The 15,233-nt window shown below is 69.3% G+C and carries 18 protein-coding genes; all 18 read left to right on the forward strand.

Translation table 11 applies throughout. From position 1 onward, the window contains the following. The first annotated feature begins 65 nt into the window (after positions 1-65). The 18 genes from AB3K78_RS15530 (at position 66) to AB3K78_RS15615 (ending at position 15,233) form a co-directional block, all read left to right on the forward strand. On the forward strand, positions 66-656 hold the full coding sequence (locus tag AB3K78_RS15530) for a hypothetical protein (RefSeq protein ID WP_416444740.1): 591 nt from the start codon (positions 66-68) through the stop codon (positions 654-656). 83 nt (positions 657-739) lie between these two features. Next, on the forward strand, positions 740-1,102 hold the full coding sequence (locus tag AB3K78_RS15535) for a hypothetical protein (protein ID WP_416444742.1): 363 nt from the start codon (positions 740-742) through the stop codon (positions 1,100-1,102). Beyond that, complete coding sequence (locus AB3K78_RS15540; protein WP_416444749.1) at positions 1,099-1,464, forward strand: hypothetical protein; 366 nt, start codon at positions 1,099-1,101, stop codon at positions 1,462-1,464. Before AB3K78_RS15535 ends, AB3K78_RS15540 begins: the two co-directional genes overlap by 4 nt. Positions 1,465-1,477: 13 nt before the next feature. Further along, positions 1,478-4,072, forward strand: coding sequence for a phage tail protein (locus tag AB3K78_RS15545; protein ID WP_416444751.1), 2,595 nt, complete (start codon positions 1,478-1,480; stop codon positions 4,070-4,072). After that, entirely contained in the window at positions 4,065-4,910 is an 846-nt protein-coding gene (locus AB3K78_RS15550) for a hypothetical protein (RefSeq protein ID WP_416444753.1), read from the forward strand. Before AB3K78_RS15545 ends, AB3K78_RS15550 begins: the two co-directional genes overlap by 8 nt. A 234-nt stretch (positions 4,911-5,144) precedes the next feature. Then, positions 5,145-5,813, forward strand: coding sequence for a hypothetical protein (locus tag AB3K78_RS15555; RefSeq protein WP_416444755.1), 669 nt, complete (start codon positions 5,145-5,147; stop codon positions 5,811-5,813). Between the two features lie 46 nt (positions 5,814-5,859). Further along, positions 5,860-6,945 carry a hypothetical protein gene (locus AB3K78_RS15560; RefSeq protein ID WP_416444757.1) on the forward strand — a complete coding sequence of 362 codons (1,086 nt, stop codon included), beginning with the start codon at positions 5,860-5,862 and terminating at the stop codon, positions 6,943-6,945. A 1-nt stretch (position 6,946) separates the two neighbouring features. Further along, positions 6,947-7,543 carry a hypothetical protein gene (locus AB3K78_RS15565; protein WP_416444759.1) on the forward strand — a complete coding sequence of 199 codons (597 nt, stop codon included), beginning with the start codon at positions 6,947-6,949 and terminating at the stop codon, positions 7,541-7,543. Positions 7,544-7,630: 87 nt separating this feature from the next. Continuing rightward, on the forward strand, positions 7,631-8,671 hold the full coding sequence (locus AB3K78_RS15570; RefSeq protein ID WP_416444761.1) for a hypothetical protein: 1,041 nt from the start codon (positions 7,631-7,633) through the stop codon (positions 8,669-8,671). Between the two features lie 60 nt (positions 8,672-8,731). After that, on the forward strand, positions 8,732-9,718 hold the full coding sequence (locus tag AB3K78_RS15575) for a hypothetical protein (protein WP_416444762.1): 987 nt from the start codon (positions 8,732-8,734) through the stop codon (positions 9,716-9,718). Then, complete coding sequence (locus AB3K78_RS15580; RefSeq protein WP_416444764.1) at positions 9,616-10,656, forward strand: hypothetical protein; 1,041 nt, start codon at positions 9,616-9,618, stop codon at positions 10,654-10,656. The genes AB3K78_RS15575 and AB3K78_RS15580 overlap by 103 nt, the downstream gene beginning before the upstream one ends. Before the next feature lie 8 nt (positions 10,657-10,664). Continuing rightward, complete coding sequence (locus tag AB3K78_RS15585) at positions 10,665-11,300, forward strand: CHAP domain-containing protein (protein ID WP_416444766.1); 636 nt, start codon at positions 10,665-10,667, stop codon at positions 11,298-11,300. Continuing rightward, entirely contained in the window at positions 11,297-11,680 is a 384-nt protein-coding gene (locus AB3K78_RS15590; RefSeq protein ID WP_416444768.1) for a hypothetical protein, read from the forward strand. Before AB3K78_RS15585 ends, AB3K78_RS15590 begins: the two co-directional genes overlap by 4 nt. After that, positions 11,677-11,994, forward strand: coding sequence for a hypothetical protein (locus AB3K78_RS15595; RefSeq protein WP_416444770.1), 318 nt, complete (start codon positions 11,677-11,679; stop codon positions 11,992-11,994). The genes AB3K78_RS15590 and AB3K78_RS15595 overlap by 4 nt, the downstream gene beginning before the upstream one ends. A 96-nt stretch (positions 11,995-12,090) precedes the next feature. Beyond that, positions 12,091-12,948, forward strand: a complete 858-nt coding sequence (locus AB3K78_RS15600) for an HpcH/HpaI aldolase/citrate lyase family protein (protein WP_416444772.1) — start codon at positions 12,091-12,093, stop codon at positions 12,946-12,948. A gap of 45 nt (positions 12,949-12,993) precedes the next feature. Beyond that, positions 12,994-13,482, forward strand: a complete 489-nt coding sequence (locus AB3K78_RS15605) for a YajQ family cyclic di-GMP-binding protein (protein WP_046454925.1) — start codon at positions 12,994-12,996, stop codon at positions 13,480-13,482. 28 nt (positions 13,483-13,510) lie between these two features. Then, a complete protein-coding gene (locus AB3K78_RS15610; protein WP_416444774.1) occupies positions 13,511-13,945 on the forward strand; it encodes a DUF3151 domain-containing protein in 435 nt (144 codons plus the stop codon). A gap of 1 nt (position 13,946) precedes the next feature. Next, positions 13,947-15,233: an adenylosuccinate synthase gene (locus tag AB3K78_RS15615; protein ID WP_416444776.1), complete on the forward strand. Its 1,287-nt coding sequence runs from the start codon at positions 13,947-13,949 to the stop codon at positions 15,231-15,233.

Below are 15,233 nucleotides of genomic sequence, written 5' to 3' on the forward strand. Positions count from 1 at the left end.
CCACACACCCCACCCATCCGGGCCTCGCACTCCGCGAGGCCCTCGTCATTTCCAGAGGAGACAACATGTCTGCAGATACCCAGGGCAACAACCTCGACGCCGTCGGCGTACCGATCACCGGCATGGCCGCGTTCGCTCCGGTCGCCTCGGCCAACGTCATCACGAAGGCCGCGCTCGGCGCATCGCCGCTCGTGCTGCCCGAGGCGTTCCGCAAGCTCGGCCTGTACAAGCAGGACGGCGGGCCGACCGATGCCCGCGAGTCCGAGGACCCGATCGAGTTCTTCCAGGTGGGCTACAAGCTCGCCGGCAACGGCACCCGCACGGTGCAGATCAACCTCGCCGAGCAGAACGCCGCCGTGCAGCAGCTGGTCGAGGGCAAGGAGCCCGATGCGAACGGCGTGATCGAGGTGAGCGCCTCGCTGCCCGACAACCGCTTCATCCTGCTCGTCGTCACTCGCTACCGGAACGGCATGGAGAAGCGTCGCATCGGCGTCGCCTCGGTGACCGCGGTCGAGCCGGATCAGGAAGAGCGCGGTGCGGTCGCCGGCCAGGCGGTCACCTTCTCCTGGGCCGAGCACGAGCTCTTCAACCAGGCGCCGTACTGGCAGTGGGGTCCGGCGATCGCCGGCACCGCTCCCACCGGCGACGCGGCCTAGCCGCGCAGACCGCCGGCCGGGGTGTCATCGGGTCGCCCCGGCCGGCCCCGTCCCTCAACCCGTAATCCGATTGGAGGCCTGACATGGCAACGCGCAAGACCCAGAACGAAATCGACTTCGACGCCTGGACCGAGGCGGACGAGGAGCGTGCGATCGCCGCTCTCGTGCCCGAGGTGCAGCACATCATCGTCGGCCGGAAATTCATCGGCCGATTCTCCGACGGCGAGACCGTCGAACTGCCGCTCACGCTGTCGCTCGACGACATCGACGAACTCGAGCAGCAGGGACTCGCACCGGTGGATCAGGTGAAGCACCTGCTGACCACTCTCGCCGGGGAGCAGGAGACCGCGAAGTTCACGAAGCACGACATCTTCGAGACGACGCAGCTCGCGACGCGCTTCTTCCGGATCTTCGAGCGCGTCAACCAGGCCTCACTCCCGGAATGATCTCCGTCGCCCGGCTCGTGAGGGACCGGCGCCGAACCGTCGCCCGCACCCTGCGGGAGACCTTCGGCGTCGGTCTCTCCGATCTCGGCGACGGGTTGACCTGGGGCGAGGCGCGCCTGCTGCTCGAAGAAGCGGCCGGCGACCCCTCGACTGCGCTCGGCGCAGACCTCGCCGGGTGGGCGTACCCGGCAACCACACCACTGCTCATCTCCCTGTCCGCGCAGATCAACGACCGGTCCGCTGCGAAGCGGCTCATGCCCTGGGAGATGGGTTCTTCCGGCATGGAGCACGGCGCCTCGGACGAGGAGCTCGCCGCTGCGCAGGCCGAACTGAACGCGGGAATCGTGTTCGCCACGACATAGAGAAGGAGTGCCCATGAGTGTCGCAAACGTCGTCGGCCCCGGGCCGGCCGGACCGCCGATCCGGTCGGCCCGGGCGATGAAAACAGCCGGGAGCACCGGTGCGTCCGGTGCGAAGGGAAGCGCTGGAGGCGGCGGTGCCGGGGACATCACCGCCTCATCGGCGAAGGCCGGACAGGGGTTCGAGGCGCTGGCCGGCACGGCGAAGCAGGCCGCGGGACGGATCGCCGCGATGTTCTCCGCCCTCGCCACGAAGATCCCCGGGTGGATCGGTCCGGCGGTGACCGCGGCATCGACCCTGTTCAGCGGCCTTGCCGGAAGCGCCGGGACCGCCGGCGACTCGGCGGGCAAGAGCTTCGCCAGCCGGGTGAAGGGCCCGCTCATGGCGGGTCTCAAGGGGATCGGCGCGGCGGCCAAGGGCGTGCTGGGCAACAGCTTCGGGCAGCTCGACGGCGCCGAGACCGCGCAGGCGAAACTGCGGGGTCTCGGGCAGGACGCGAACTCGATCAGATCGATCATGGGCAGCGCCAACGCCGCCATCAAGGGCACCTCGTACGGGATCGGCGATGCGGCATCGGTAGCGGCCTCGGCGCTCGCCGCCGGAATCGCACCCGGTCAGCAGCTCGCGGGCATGCTGAAGAGCGTCGCGAGCGTCGCGACCGCGACGGGCTCGACCATGGGCGAGGCCGGCGCCGTGTTCAACCGGGTCGCCGCCGCCGGCAAGGCGTACTCCTCGGACGTCGAGGAGCTCGCGGGCAAGGGGATCCCGATCTGGGACGCGCTCTCGAAACGGCTCGGCGTCACCACCGACGAGGTCCGTTCGATGGCCGCCCAGGGGCAGATCGACTTCGCAACCTTCCAGGCGGCGGCGTCGGACGCCGCGGGCGGGATCGCCGACGAGATGGGCAAGACCGTTCCCGGGGCGATGAAGAACCTGAAGGGTCTGCTCAGCGGTCTGGGGGAGAAGGCGTTCGGCGGTCTCTACGCCAAGCTCGGACCGCTCATCGCCGCCGTCGTCACCGCGCTCGGCCCGCTGCAGGAGAAGGCCCAGGCCTTCGGCGACCTGCTGGTGAAGTGGCTCGGACCGGCGATCGACCGTCTGACCGGCTTCCTCACCTCCATCGGGAACGGGACCAGGACGGCGGGTGCGGGCTTCGGCGGCATGATGTCCGCGCTCGGCCCGCTCGCCGGGGCGCTGGCCGCCCTCAGTGCCGGTGGACTCGCCGGCGTGATCGCAAGGCTCGGTCCCCTGGGAGCCATGCTCGGCCCGCTCGGCCGGATGCTCGGTCCGCTGGGCGGAATGTTCGGCATGCTCGCATCCCCACTCGGGATCGCAGCGGCGGCGCTCGTCGGCTTCGCGCTCTCCGGGGCGGACCTCGGCGGGCTCGCGACGGGCATCACCGACCTCGTGAACCAGATCGTCGCAGCCCTCCCCGGACTGATCTCGACGGTCGTCGCGGCGATCCCGCAGATCGTGACGGGGATCACGACGGCTCTGCCGCTCCTCCTCACCGCGGCATCGCAGATCATCACGACCCTGATCCAGGGCATCGTGACCGCTCTGCCGCTGCTGCTCGACGGCGCGGTCCAGCTGCTCACCGGGCTGATCGGGGCGATCATCACGAACCTCCCGCTGCTGATCGAAGCGGCGATGGCGCTCGTCCAGGCGCTGATCGGAGGGATCGTCACGGCGCTCCCGCTACTGCTGGAAGGCGCGCTCGCGCTCGTCGGCGGTCTCATCGGAGCCCTGGTGCTCAACCTGCCGTTCCTCATCGATGGCGGCGTGCAGATGCTCGTCGCGCTGATGAACGGCATCATCCAAGCGCTGCCGATGCTGCTCGAAGCGGCCATGCAGCTGGTCATGAGCCTGCTGAACGGCCTGATCACGAATCTGCCGCTCATCATCAGCGCGGGCGTCCAGATGCTCACGTCGCTCATCGGCGGCCTCGTGCAGATGCTGCCCCAGCTGATCCAGGCCGCGGTCAATCTCGTCCTCCAGATGGTCACGGGGCTCATCAGGATGCTGCCCCAGCTGATCCAAGCGGGCATTCAGCTGATCGTCGCGCTGATCCAGGGACTCGTGCAGGCGATCCCGAAGATCATCGAGATGATCCCGCAGATCGTCCGCTCCATCTGGGACACGCTGACGAAGGTCAACTGGCTCGACCTCGGCGTCCAGATCGTGAAGGGCATCATCAACGGCCTCGGATCGATGGCCGGGGCGATCGTGGACGCGATCGTCAAGCTGGCCGAGGGCGCGTTCGAAGGGTTCAAGAACTTCTTCGGCATCAAATCGCTCGCCCGACTCATGATCCAGCCGGGCCGCGACGTCGTCCGCGGTGCGGTCGTGGGCGTGCAGGACGAGGACGAGTCGTTCGGCGACTCCCTGGTGGGGATGGCGCGGGATGCGGCGCAGCGGGCCCAGGGGGCGATGGCGAACGTCGCGGCGGTCTTCAGCACGGACGGCACCGCTCTCGGCGGTGCGGCGCTCGCCGCCGGCGGGCCGGCCGGGGATGTCAGCATCCCCGTCCAGATCAACATGTACGACCGCGACCCGCGAATCGTCGCGCGTCAGGTCGGTCGAGAGATTGCGGGGCGACTGAATGTCTGAGAGAACCACCTGGGTCGAACTCCTCGGAGTGACCCTGTCCGGAGCGGAGGAGCCCGATTCCGGGCTGATCTGGTCCAACCTGGAGGGCTGGTGGGGCCTGCCCGACGCCCGCGGGGACGGCGACCCGATCCCGGGCGGGCACGGCCGCTTCCGCAGGAGCGCGATCCTCCGCGCCTCCCGCGTGATCACGCTGACCGGTCACATCTACGCGACGGACCCCCTCGAGCTCGTCGCCGTGCGCGACCGCCTCGAGGCCGCCCTCGCCGCGGGTTCCGGCGCGATGCGCGTCGGGACCCCGGCGGGGATCTGGGAGCGCTGGGTCGAGATCGACACGCTCAAGATCGAGCCGGATCGGGGGCGGCGGTGGACGCAGTTCACCGTCGACATGATCGCCCCGGATCCGCATCGCTACGGTCCGCTGCAGACCGTCGGACCGGTCGGCTTGCCCGTGCGGGACGGCGGGCTCACGTTCCCGCGCGAATTCCCCTGGTCGTTCGGGACGACCCGTGGCGGGAGCACGCTCACTGTCTCGAACGCGGGAGCGATCGACCTGCGGCCGACGCTCCGCATCTCGGGCGGGGGCCTGGAGTCCGTGCTGGTCACGGACCTGACCCGCGGCGATCGTCTGCGGTTGGAGCACTCCGTCCCGGCCGGCGACGAATTGCGCTTCGACTGCGCGTCCCGGCGGGCGTGGGCCGGAGAGCAAGAGGTCACGCGGTGGATGACGTCGAGGCAGTGGTTCTCGATCCCCGCGGGGCAGACGCACGAATTTCGTTTCGAGGTGACCGGGGGAGAGACCCCCGAACTCACCGCTGAATTCAGGATTGGAGCCTGGTAGATGAGCGATGTGACGGCTTGGCCGACTGGCCAGCACGAATGGTATGCGGATGAGGTCGCCTCGGCTCTGGCGGGCCTCGTGATCCGGGACGCCGCCGGGAACGTGCGGAGCGGGGTGATTTCACCCCGCACGCAGCTCGTCTCGCGCCGCACAGATATGAACCTCGGGATCGAGCCGCTGCTCGTGGTCCGCGCTCGAGGCCGGCAGGCACTGCTCGGAGGCGTCGACTCTCCGATGCAGGTCTCGGTCGCCCCCGGGCACTCGGCTTCCACGCGGATCGACGTCGTCTATGCGCTGCCGCGAGACCCGGTGCTCGGCGAGTCCGAGGGGACGGTCTTCGTCGCGCAGGGCATTCCGAGTGCCGCGCCCGCACGGCCCTCGATTCCCGACGAGGCCGTGGAGCTCGCCGTCCTGACCGTCCCGGCGGGAGCGACCAGTACGAACGCCTGCACGCTCTCGGAGACGTTCCCGCGGACGTGCGCGGCGGGAGGAACCCTGGTGTTCCGGAGCGCGGCGGAACGAGATGCCTGGGCCGGCACCGAGGGCCAGCTCGGGTACGTGGGAGAGACGCTCTATCGCAGGACCGGCTCGGTCTGGAAGGCCGTCGTGCCTCCTCCGGTGCAACGGGGAATCGTCACCGGAGACAGCGGAGTGCTCTCCGTCATCGGCTCGACGTCCGTCTACGGTTCGACATTCAAGGTCTCTGTGCCGGCCGTAGCCGGCCCGTCGACGACGATGCGGGTCAGTGCGCTGGGTGTCGGGACGGGCTTCGGCAGCGTGTCGCAGGTCAGTGCGGTTCCCAACAGCGGCAAGACCGAAGTCGCACTGCGGTTCACTCAGGTCGGCAATGGGCAACGCCAGAACGTTCTGTTGCTGTGGGAGATCCTCCCTATCGAGAGCTAGGAGAAACGCGATGCGTGTCATATTGCATGAGACTCGCTCCGGTGAAATGCTGCGCGAGCTCGAGTTCACCGAGCTGAGTTGGTCCACGGCCGTCTGCCGGGCGGACGAGATCACCGTGACCGTTCCCGGATACGTCGCCGGGGCCGAAGGGCTGCGTGGACTGGCGGTTCCCCGGAGGACGGCCGTGAGCGTCGTGCGCGATGACGGCGTCTGCCTGGCGGCCGGGGTGACCGGCCAGCCGGTCGCCTCGGAATCCGACGACGGCACGCCCCGCCTCGAACTCACCGCGCGGGGCATCGAGAGCGTCTTCGAGAAACGGGTGATCCTGCCCCCGGGGTACGGCGATCTCGTCGACGCGAACGGGTACCCGGACCCGAGGTACGACACCCGGATCAGCGGGGTCGACTACGGCACCATGATGCAGCGCCTCTACCGGCAGGCCGTCGCCCACCCGGGCGGCGGCCTGCCGCTCGCCTGGGAGGAGCCGCGTGCCGGGATCCGGTCCAATGCCTGGGTCGCGGTGGACGGGAAAAGGGTCCAGGAAGCGGTGGAGGATCTCTCCGAACTCGCGGACGGGGTCGAATGGGACTGGGTGCCGCGAGTCGACGAGGCTGACCGGCTCTCGTGGGCGCTCATCACCGGTACCGCGGCGCAGCCCGAGATCAGCTCGGCGATCGGGCACTACTGGGTCGCCGGCGGGGCGGCTCCCGCGGTCAGGAAGCTGCGGGAGAAGACGAACCCCGAGTTCCTCGCGTCCGCGGCGTTCTTCCTCGGCGGCAAGAACGACGACCGGGTGCTGATCAGCCAGCGGACCGACCCGAGCCTGCTCGACGAGGGATTCCCGTTGGCCGAGGTGTGGGACACCTCGCATTCCACGACGTCCGATCAGGCCGCGCTGAACGGCTGGGCCGACGCGGCACTGCGGGACGCCGAGGCTCCGGTCCAGTTCTGGACCTTCGACGTCCGGGCGGATCGGGCGCACGGTCTGCGCCACGGGGACTGGTGCGTCATCGAGGTCTCGGACCACTGGTGGATCCCCGACGGTGCGTATCAGCGCCGGATCGTCGAAGTATCGGGTGGCGTCGAGTCCGCATGGCTCGGAGTCACGGTCAGCGGAATGCAGGAGTGGTGAGATGCCCAGACAGTTCTATATCTCCGACGAGGAGCGCCTCGCGAAGATCCTGAAGCAGCAGGCGAGGTCCCTCTCCGACGTGCAACGTCCCACGGGGACCGAGCGCGAACAGACGCTCGCGCGGCTGCAGAGCGCGGTCGCGGAATTGGATGCACGGGTGGCCAGTACCATCTCTGCGCCCGATTTTTCGGTTACGGCCACGGACCCCGGAGGCGCACCCGGAAATGCCAACTGGCAATCCGGACAGAGGCAGTTCGTTCTTCCAACTCCCAGCGGCGGCGCGCGTTTTGCGGATATTTCAGTTTCCGGGGACCTTGCCGGGTCAAGCTCCGCAGGAACACAGCCCACCGCCTATCTTGCGATTCTCAATGGGAATTCCGTAGTTGCGACCGAGATGGTGGGTGTCCCCAAGGCCGGGTCTGCGGGATATCCGCCGATCTGGAACCCGCGGTTCAGGCTTTCTGCCGATGTCCTGGTTGCGGCGACGCCGTTTCCATTGACGATTCGCTTGTATGTCGGTGCGTACAGCAGTGGGGGAAACGTAACTATTACGGTGACGAGCCTTTCGGCGACCGTCAGGTATGGGCAGCGATTGTGAATAGAGCATGTAAGCGGACTTCCTCCTGTGGGCAATTGTCCTTGTTGGGTGTACAGGCTTTTGTCTCAAATTGAATGGAGCTATCGAATGACCATTATTACCGGAACAATCGCGGATTCCGCCGGACGAGGAGTCGACGGGCGGATCGAGGCGGTTCAGCTCGTTCGCTTCGACGATGGCACTGCGCAGGTGACCGATGCGGTCGCGCACGCGCAGGTGCAGGGCGGACGGATCCTGGCGCTCGGCGGGGGCGAGTTCTCGCTCCCGCCGTCGCCCGCGGGCACCGCGGTCCGGATTCGCGAGATCTTCGGCGGGCGCGTATTCGAGTGGACGGCGCGGATCCCGGACGTCGAATCGATCGAGTACCGCGAGCTCGAGCCCGTGGAGCCTGACGACACGGTCCGCTACGCACCCCCGCCCTGGGTCGCGGATGTGCTCGCCGCTCGCGACGACACCAGCGCCTCGGTGCTGACCGCGCAAGGGCTCGTGAGCGCGATCGGCGGCTTGGAGGGGCTTCGCGCCGACGTCGCTGCGGCCGAAGCGTCGGCTGCGCGATCGACGACGGAGGCGGACCGCGCCGAAGCAGCCGCCCGATCCATCGATCCGGTGCGCTTCGAGGAGCGGTTCCGTGCGATCGAGGAGGTCGACCGGTCGCAGAACCAGGCGCTGCTCGCGAAGGCGGATCTCGTATCCGGGGTGGTTCCAGACGGCCAGCTCAACGCGTCGACGGCTGCGGTCGCCGGCACCCTGGTGAAACGCGGAGCGAACGGAACGGTCCCCGGCGTCGGGAGCCCGGTCAACGGGACCGACGCCGCGAACCGCGCCTTCGTGCTGGCGAAGATCGGCGAGCTGACGGCGAAGCGCGTGGAGCGCAATCGGATCAAGGCCGTGCTCTCGGGATCGTCCGTCGCGGTCGGCGGGATCTACTACCAGGACCTCGTGGCGTTCACGTATGCGACGCCCTTCCCGGCGCCGCCGCTGCTGATGGTCTCCGTCCAGACGGACTGGAGCGTCGTGCAGTGGGCCCAGGTCACCGAGGAGACGTCGACGGGATTCAAGGTGCGGGTCATGCGGCTGAACGCCGCACCCGTCGCACCCACCGTGACCTACGCGGCCACCGAGGCGTAGCGCGCCTCCCGACGCGGCGCGACGCACCCTCAGACACCAGACAGACGGAAGGACGGTCGGATGACCATCATCACAGGAAAGATCGGCGACTCCGCAGGGGCGGTTGCCTCGGGACGCCTGGAGTTTCGGCAGACCGTTCGGTTCGACGACGGCTCGATGCAGGTGACCGGGGCGCCCGCTCAGGCGCTGGTCGTCGACGGTCTGATCACGGATGCGAACGGGGGCGAGTTCACGCTGCCCCCGTCGCCGGACGGAACCGCGGTCCAGATCCGCGAGATGCTCGGCGGACGCAGCTACGAGTGGTTCGCGAGGGTGCCAGCGGTTCCTTCCGTGGAGTACCGCGAGCTGGAGCCGGTCGAGCCGGTCGGCCACACGGTCTACGCGCCGCCGCCGTGGCTGGCACGGGCGCTCGCAGCGCGGGATGAGACGGTCTCCGCGCGCGACGCCGCGGTGACGGCGGTGCACGAGGCGCAGGGGATCGTCGACACGCTCGGCGGTCTCGGGGGGATCCGGATCGAGGTCGAGAAGGCCGAGGCCGCCGCGCTGCGTTCGGGGGATGAGGCGCAGCGTGCGAGCGCCGAGGCCGACCGGGCGCGGGCCGCTGCGGAGACGATCGACACGGAAGCGATCAACGGTCGCCTGCGCGGCATCGATACCCGCCTCGACGGTCATGACGCCGCGTTCGGGACCGTCGCGGAGCTCCTGACCGACCAGCAGACCCAGATCGATGCGCGAGCCACCTATCAGTACGTCAACGACGCGGTCGCCGCGGTGCAGCCCGCGGGAGCCGCCGGTTCCCCGATCCCGCAGACGATGGCGATCGGACTGCTCTCCGCCCCGCCCGGGTCTCGCCTGACCGTTCCGACGCACGTGAGCCCCGCGGGCGGCCAGCTCACGCACCCGAGCGTGGTCTACTTCCCCGAGCCGTGGAACGGGTACCGCTATTGGATGGCGATGACCCCGTACCCCGGGGGTCGGACAAGGACGAGGACCCGAACATCGTCGCGAGCGCGGACGGGCTCACCTGGGTGGTGCCGCAGGGGCTGACGAATCCCCTGGACAACGCGCCCGGTTCGCCGCAGTACAACTCCGACACCGAACTGGTGTTCGCGCAGGACAAGCTGTGGTGCTTCTGGCGCTACCTCGACACCGGGGCGGGAGCCACGAGCGAGCGCATCTACGTGCGCACGTCGTCCGACGGCGTGACCTGGACCGAGAAGCAGCTGGTCTACCAGGCCAACATGACCTCCCGGCGCCTGGTCTCTCCCACGCTCGTGTTCGAGGGCGGCCGCTGGACGATGTGGGCGGTCGACATCGTCGCCTCGCCCTTCAAGCTCGTGCGCCTGCAGAGTGCGGGAGCCTCCCCGCTGCTCGGGCAGTGGGGGTCCCCGACGACGTGCACGCTGCCGCTGCTCTCGGGGCGCGACCCCTGGCACATCGAGATCCGTCGATTCGGCGACAGCTGGTTCGGCCTCATCAACGACTGCGCCTCGGGCACCTCCGGCACTGCGGGGGATCTGTACGTGATCCGCTCGGTCGACGGCCTGACCTGGCAGCGCGCCGGGGCCCCGGTCGTCGCGAAGGCGCAAGCGGGCCAGCACGATCAGGTCTACCGTGCGACGTTCGTCCCCGAAGTGCGCAACGGGGTGCTCGGGCTGCGGATCTGGTACGCGGGCTGGCTCACCGGGCCGCCGAGCGTCTGGAACCTGTTCTGGACGTTCGCGGCGGTGTCTCCGTGGCAGCAGATCGGCACGGCCTCATTCGCCTCGGTGCCGGCGACCAACGGGGCCGTTCCGGTGCCTGTGACCTTCCCCTCCGCCTTCGCCGATGTCCCCGACGTGAAGGTGATCACCGACTCGGGACGTGTCACGACGGCGATCACCACGGTCTCCGCCACCGGGTTCACCGCGATGCTCAACAACTGGACTCCCGCGGCCGCGTCCGCGGGAACCCTGCGCTGGGTCGCGACCGGCTACTACCGGTAGGAGCTGCGATGGCGACCGAGCAATGGACCGAGTTCACTGCGATCCCGAACGGCACCGAGGTGTTCAACCACGGGTATTCGCAGTGCGTCGCGCTCGCGAATCTCTACAACGAGGAGGCCGTCGGGGGCGAATTCGTGCCCGTCGGATCCGCCTACCAGTGGTGGACCGAACGCGAGAACCTCACGCAGATCCGCGACGCCTACGTCCCCGCGGGGTCCCCGGCCGTCGGCGCGCTCTTCGTCGCCCGCGGCGGAATCTACGATGCCCGCGACGGTCACATCGGCGTCGTCACCGGCGTCAACGGCGACGGGACCTTCACGACCATGGAGCAGAACGCCGAGCACCGGTTCGTCGGCCGCTACACGCGGGCGAACGCTCCGGAAGTCCTGGGGTTCCTCGTTCCCCGCCCCAATCCGGCCGCTACGGCGGCCCCGCCGCCTGAGGAGGACGACATGACCATTTACATCCGCCGGGACTCGAAGAGCACCGTCTACGCCTACTCGCCGCTCACCGGCAAGGCTCGCGGGCTCTCCACCCTCCAGTGGACGGTGATCAAACGGGCGTACGCGAACGCGGGCCTGAGGCTCCCGCTCACCGAGGAGGGCCCCGCCGCGATGCGAGCGCTCGTCGGCAAGGAGCGATGAGCGAGCAGCTCTGGATCGCCGTCATCGGCACCGCTGGAACCGTCGTCGTCGCGGGGATCGGGGTGATCGGCGGCGCACTCCTGAAGAAGGTCGAGCGGGTGCGCGCCCAGGTCGAGAACGACCATCGTCACCCGGACGGCACCCCGATCGTGATGCGCGATGAGCAGGACCAGCGCCACTTCGAAGTCATGGGGACGCTCCGCGGCCTGCAGCGGCAGATCGGCCGGGTCGAAGACCGCGTCGACTCCCAGGGCCAGCAGCTGGCCACGCATCTCGCCTGGTCCGCCGAGTGGTCCCGTGCTCAGGAACGCGCGGATCGAGTGTTCGACGACCGGCTCGGGGACCTGGAGGAAACCGTACATCCCGAGGAGGGAAGATGATGGAGCAGAACGAGCGGGCGGTGTCGATGATCCGCATGTTCGTCCCCGCCCTGGTCGGCGTGCTGCTGGCGCGGTTGGCCGCCGCGGTTCCCGCGGTGGCGGACGCGATTCACTGGATCGACGGCGTCTTCGCCGAGGCCGGAATGGCCGGGATCTCGGTGCTGGTCGTCGTGCAGTCCGTGCTCACCGCCGCAGTGATCTCCGGCTACTACTGGCTGGTGCGCCGCTTCGGCGACCGCTGGCCGTTCGCGGAGTGGCTGCTCGGATCCCCGCGGACGCCGAGCTACGTGCCCCGCCACGCGAAACCGGACTGAGTCGGAGCGAAGCGCCCCCTGGTTCACCGCATCCCGGTGAACCAGGGGGCGCTTCGGCGTATCCGGGGGCGCACCCCGCCGGAGTAGGCTCCAGGCATGACGGCCACCGCGCTCTCCTACCTGTTCGTGCCCGCCTCGCGGCCCGACCGCTATGCCAAGGCGATCGCCTCGGGGGCGCACCGCGTGGTGATCGACCTGGAGGACGGAGTGGCCGTCGCCGACCGGACCGCGGCGCTCGCGCACGTGCTCGCCGCCCTCGACGCGGGCCCTGAGTCGGACCGCGCACTGGCCACGCCGGTGATCGTCCGGGTCGCCGGGCCGGGATCGGAGTATTTCGAGCCGGCGATCGCTGCGCTCGCCGGGCTCTCCGCGGGGGCGCGCGGTCGCCTCGGCGGAATCGCGGTGCCGAAGGTGGAGGATCCGGAGCCGCTGGGCCGGGCGATCGCGGCCGTGAGCGAGTGCGCCGGCTCGACCGCGGTGGGCCCGTTCGAGGTGCTGGCGCAGATCGAGAGCGCGGCGGGTCTCGCCCGGGTGCGGGAGATCGCCGCGGTGCGGGGGCTGACCCGGCTCGCCATCGGCGCCGCGGACCTCTCGTTCGACCTCGACGCCGAGCTCGATTCGGCCACGATGGATCTCGCCTACGCCCGGCTCGTGCTCGAGTCGCGCCTCGCCGGCCTCGCCGGTCCCATCGCTTCGCCGTCGTTCGACCTCGCGGACCCCGGACGGATCGAGGCCGGTGCGCGTCGGCTGCGCGGGCTCGGCGTCACCGGGCAGTTCGCCGTCCACCCGATGCAGCTGGCCGCGATCCACGCGGGATTCGGCCCGACCCCCGAGCAGATCGCCTGGGCTCGGACCATCGTCGGAACCGGGGACGGCGCCGTGCGCGTGGGGGATCAGATGGTGGACGCGCCGATCCGCGACCGCGCCGAGCGGATCCTGTCGCAGCTGGACTGACCGCGGCGCAGCGACACCCCGCGAGGTTTCGCGTACGCTGGAGGCATGGCAGATTCTTCGTTTGACGTGGTGAGCAAGATCGACTCGATGGAGGTCGACAACGCTGTCAACCAGGCCCGCAAGGAGGTCGAGCAGCGCTACGACTTCAAGGGGGTCGGGGCGGATATCTCGATGAGCGGCGAGACCATCCTCATCAAGGCGAACACCGAGGAACGCGCGAACGCGGTGCTCGACGTGCTGCAGTCCAAGTTCATCAAGCGCGGCCTGTCGCTCAAGGCGCTCGATTCCGGCGAGCCCTTCGCGAGCGGCAAGGAGTACCGCATCGAGTCGAAGCTGAAGGAGGGCATCGACCAGGCGGCCGCGAAGAAGCTGAACAAGCTGATCCGCGACGAGGGTCCCAAGAGCGTCAAGTCGCAGATCCAGGGCGACGAGCTCCGCGTCTCCTCGAAGAGCCGCGACGATCTGCAGGCCACCATGGCGCTCCTCAAGGGCGCCGACGTCGACGTCGCGCTGCAGTTCGTCAACTTCCGCTGAGCGCCCGCCCGCCCGGTACACTGGGCGGGTGATCGGCGAGAACCTTCTCGGTCCCGAGCCCACGCGGCTCCCGGCCGAACCGCATGTCTCTGACGCTCTCGACCGCGGCGAACCGATCGAGAGCGTGGTTCGCGCGAACCCGGATTCGCCGCTCGCCTGGGCGCTGCTCGCCGACGGCGCGCATGCCGACGGCCACGAGATCGAGTCCTACGCGTTCGCCCGTGTCGGCTATCACCGCGGGCTCGACGCGCTGCGCCGGGCCGGGTGGCGCGGTGCCGGGCCGGTGCCGTGGTCGCACGAGCCGAACCGCGGGGTGCTGCGCGCGCTCTTCGCGCTGCGCCGGGCCGCCGGGGCGATCGGCGAGACGAACGAGGTCGAGCGCCTCACCGAATTTCTGAACGGGGCCGACGCGACCGCGATCGCCCAGATCGAAGCGAGCGGAACGCTCGAGGGAAGGGGCTGAGATGCCCGCTGTACTCATCACCGGCGCCCAGTGGGGCGACGAGGGCAAGGGCCGCGCGACCGACCTGCTCGGCAGCCGGGTCGACTACGTCGTCAAGTTCAACGGCGGCAACAACGCGGGGCACACCGTGGTCGTCGGCGACGAGAAGTACGCACTGCACCTGCTTCCCTCGGGCATCCTCACCCCCGGTGTCACTCCGGTCATCTCGAACGGCGTCGTGGTCGACCTCGAGGTGCTGCAGGGCGAGCTCGAGGCGCTCGGCGGCCGCGGGGTCGACGTGTCGCGGCTCAAGCTCAGCGCGAACGCGCACGTCATCACGGCCTACCACCGCACGCTCGACAAGGTCACCGAGCGGTTCCTCGGCAAGCGCCAGATCGGCACCACCGGGCGCGGCATCGGTCCGGCGTACGCCGACAAGATCAACCGCGTCGGGATCCGGATCCAGGATCTCTTCGACGAGGGGATCCTGCGCCAGAAGGTGGAGGCGGCGCTCGAGTTCAAGAACCAGGTGCTCGTCAAGATCTACAACCGTCGCGCCATCGGCGTCGACGAGGTCGTCGACGACCTGCTGAGCTACCGCGAGATGATCGCGCCGATGGTGTGCGACACCGGGCTGCTGCTGCACGAGGCGATGCAGGCGGGCAAGACCGTGCTGTTCGAGGCCGGCCAGGCGACCATGCTCGACATCGACCACGGCACCTACCCGTTCGTGACGTCGTCGAACGCGACCGCTGGCGGCGCGAGCACGGGGTCGGGGCTGCCCCCGCATCAGATCGACCGCGTCATCTCCGTCGTGAAGGCCTACACGACCCGCGTCGGCGCGGGCCCGTTCCCGACCGAGCTGTTCGACGAGTCGGGCGACTACCTGCGCAAGCAGGGCTTCGAGTTCGGCACCACCACCGGCCGCCCGCGCCGCTGCGGCTGGTACGACGCCCCGATCGCCCGCTACGCGGCGCGTATCAACGGCGTCACCGACTTCGTGCTCACGAAGCTCGACGTGCTCTCGGGGCTCGAGACGATCCCCGTCTGCGTGGCGTACGACGTGAACGGCGTGCGTCACGACGAGATGCCGGTGAACCAGAGCGACTTCCATCACGCGAAGCCGATCTACGAGGAGTTCCCGGGCTGGAACGAGGACATCTCGGGCGCGCGCCGCTTCGAGGACCTGCCGAAGAACGCCCAGGACTACATCGTCGCGCTCGAGGCGATGAGCGGTTCCCGCATCTCGGCGGTCGGTGTCGGCCCCGAACGCGAGCAGGTCGTCGTGCTGCACGATCTGGTGGGCTGA

The sequence above is a fragment of the Leucobacter sp. HNU genome (assembly GCF_047946755.1).
In the GTDB taxonomy this organism is placed as follows: domain Bacteria; phylum Actinomycetota; class Actinomycetes; order Actinomycetales; family Microbacteriaceae; genus Leucobacter.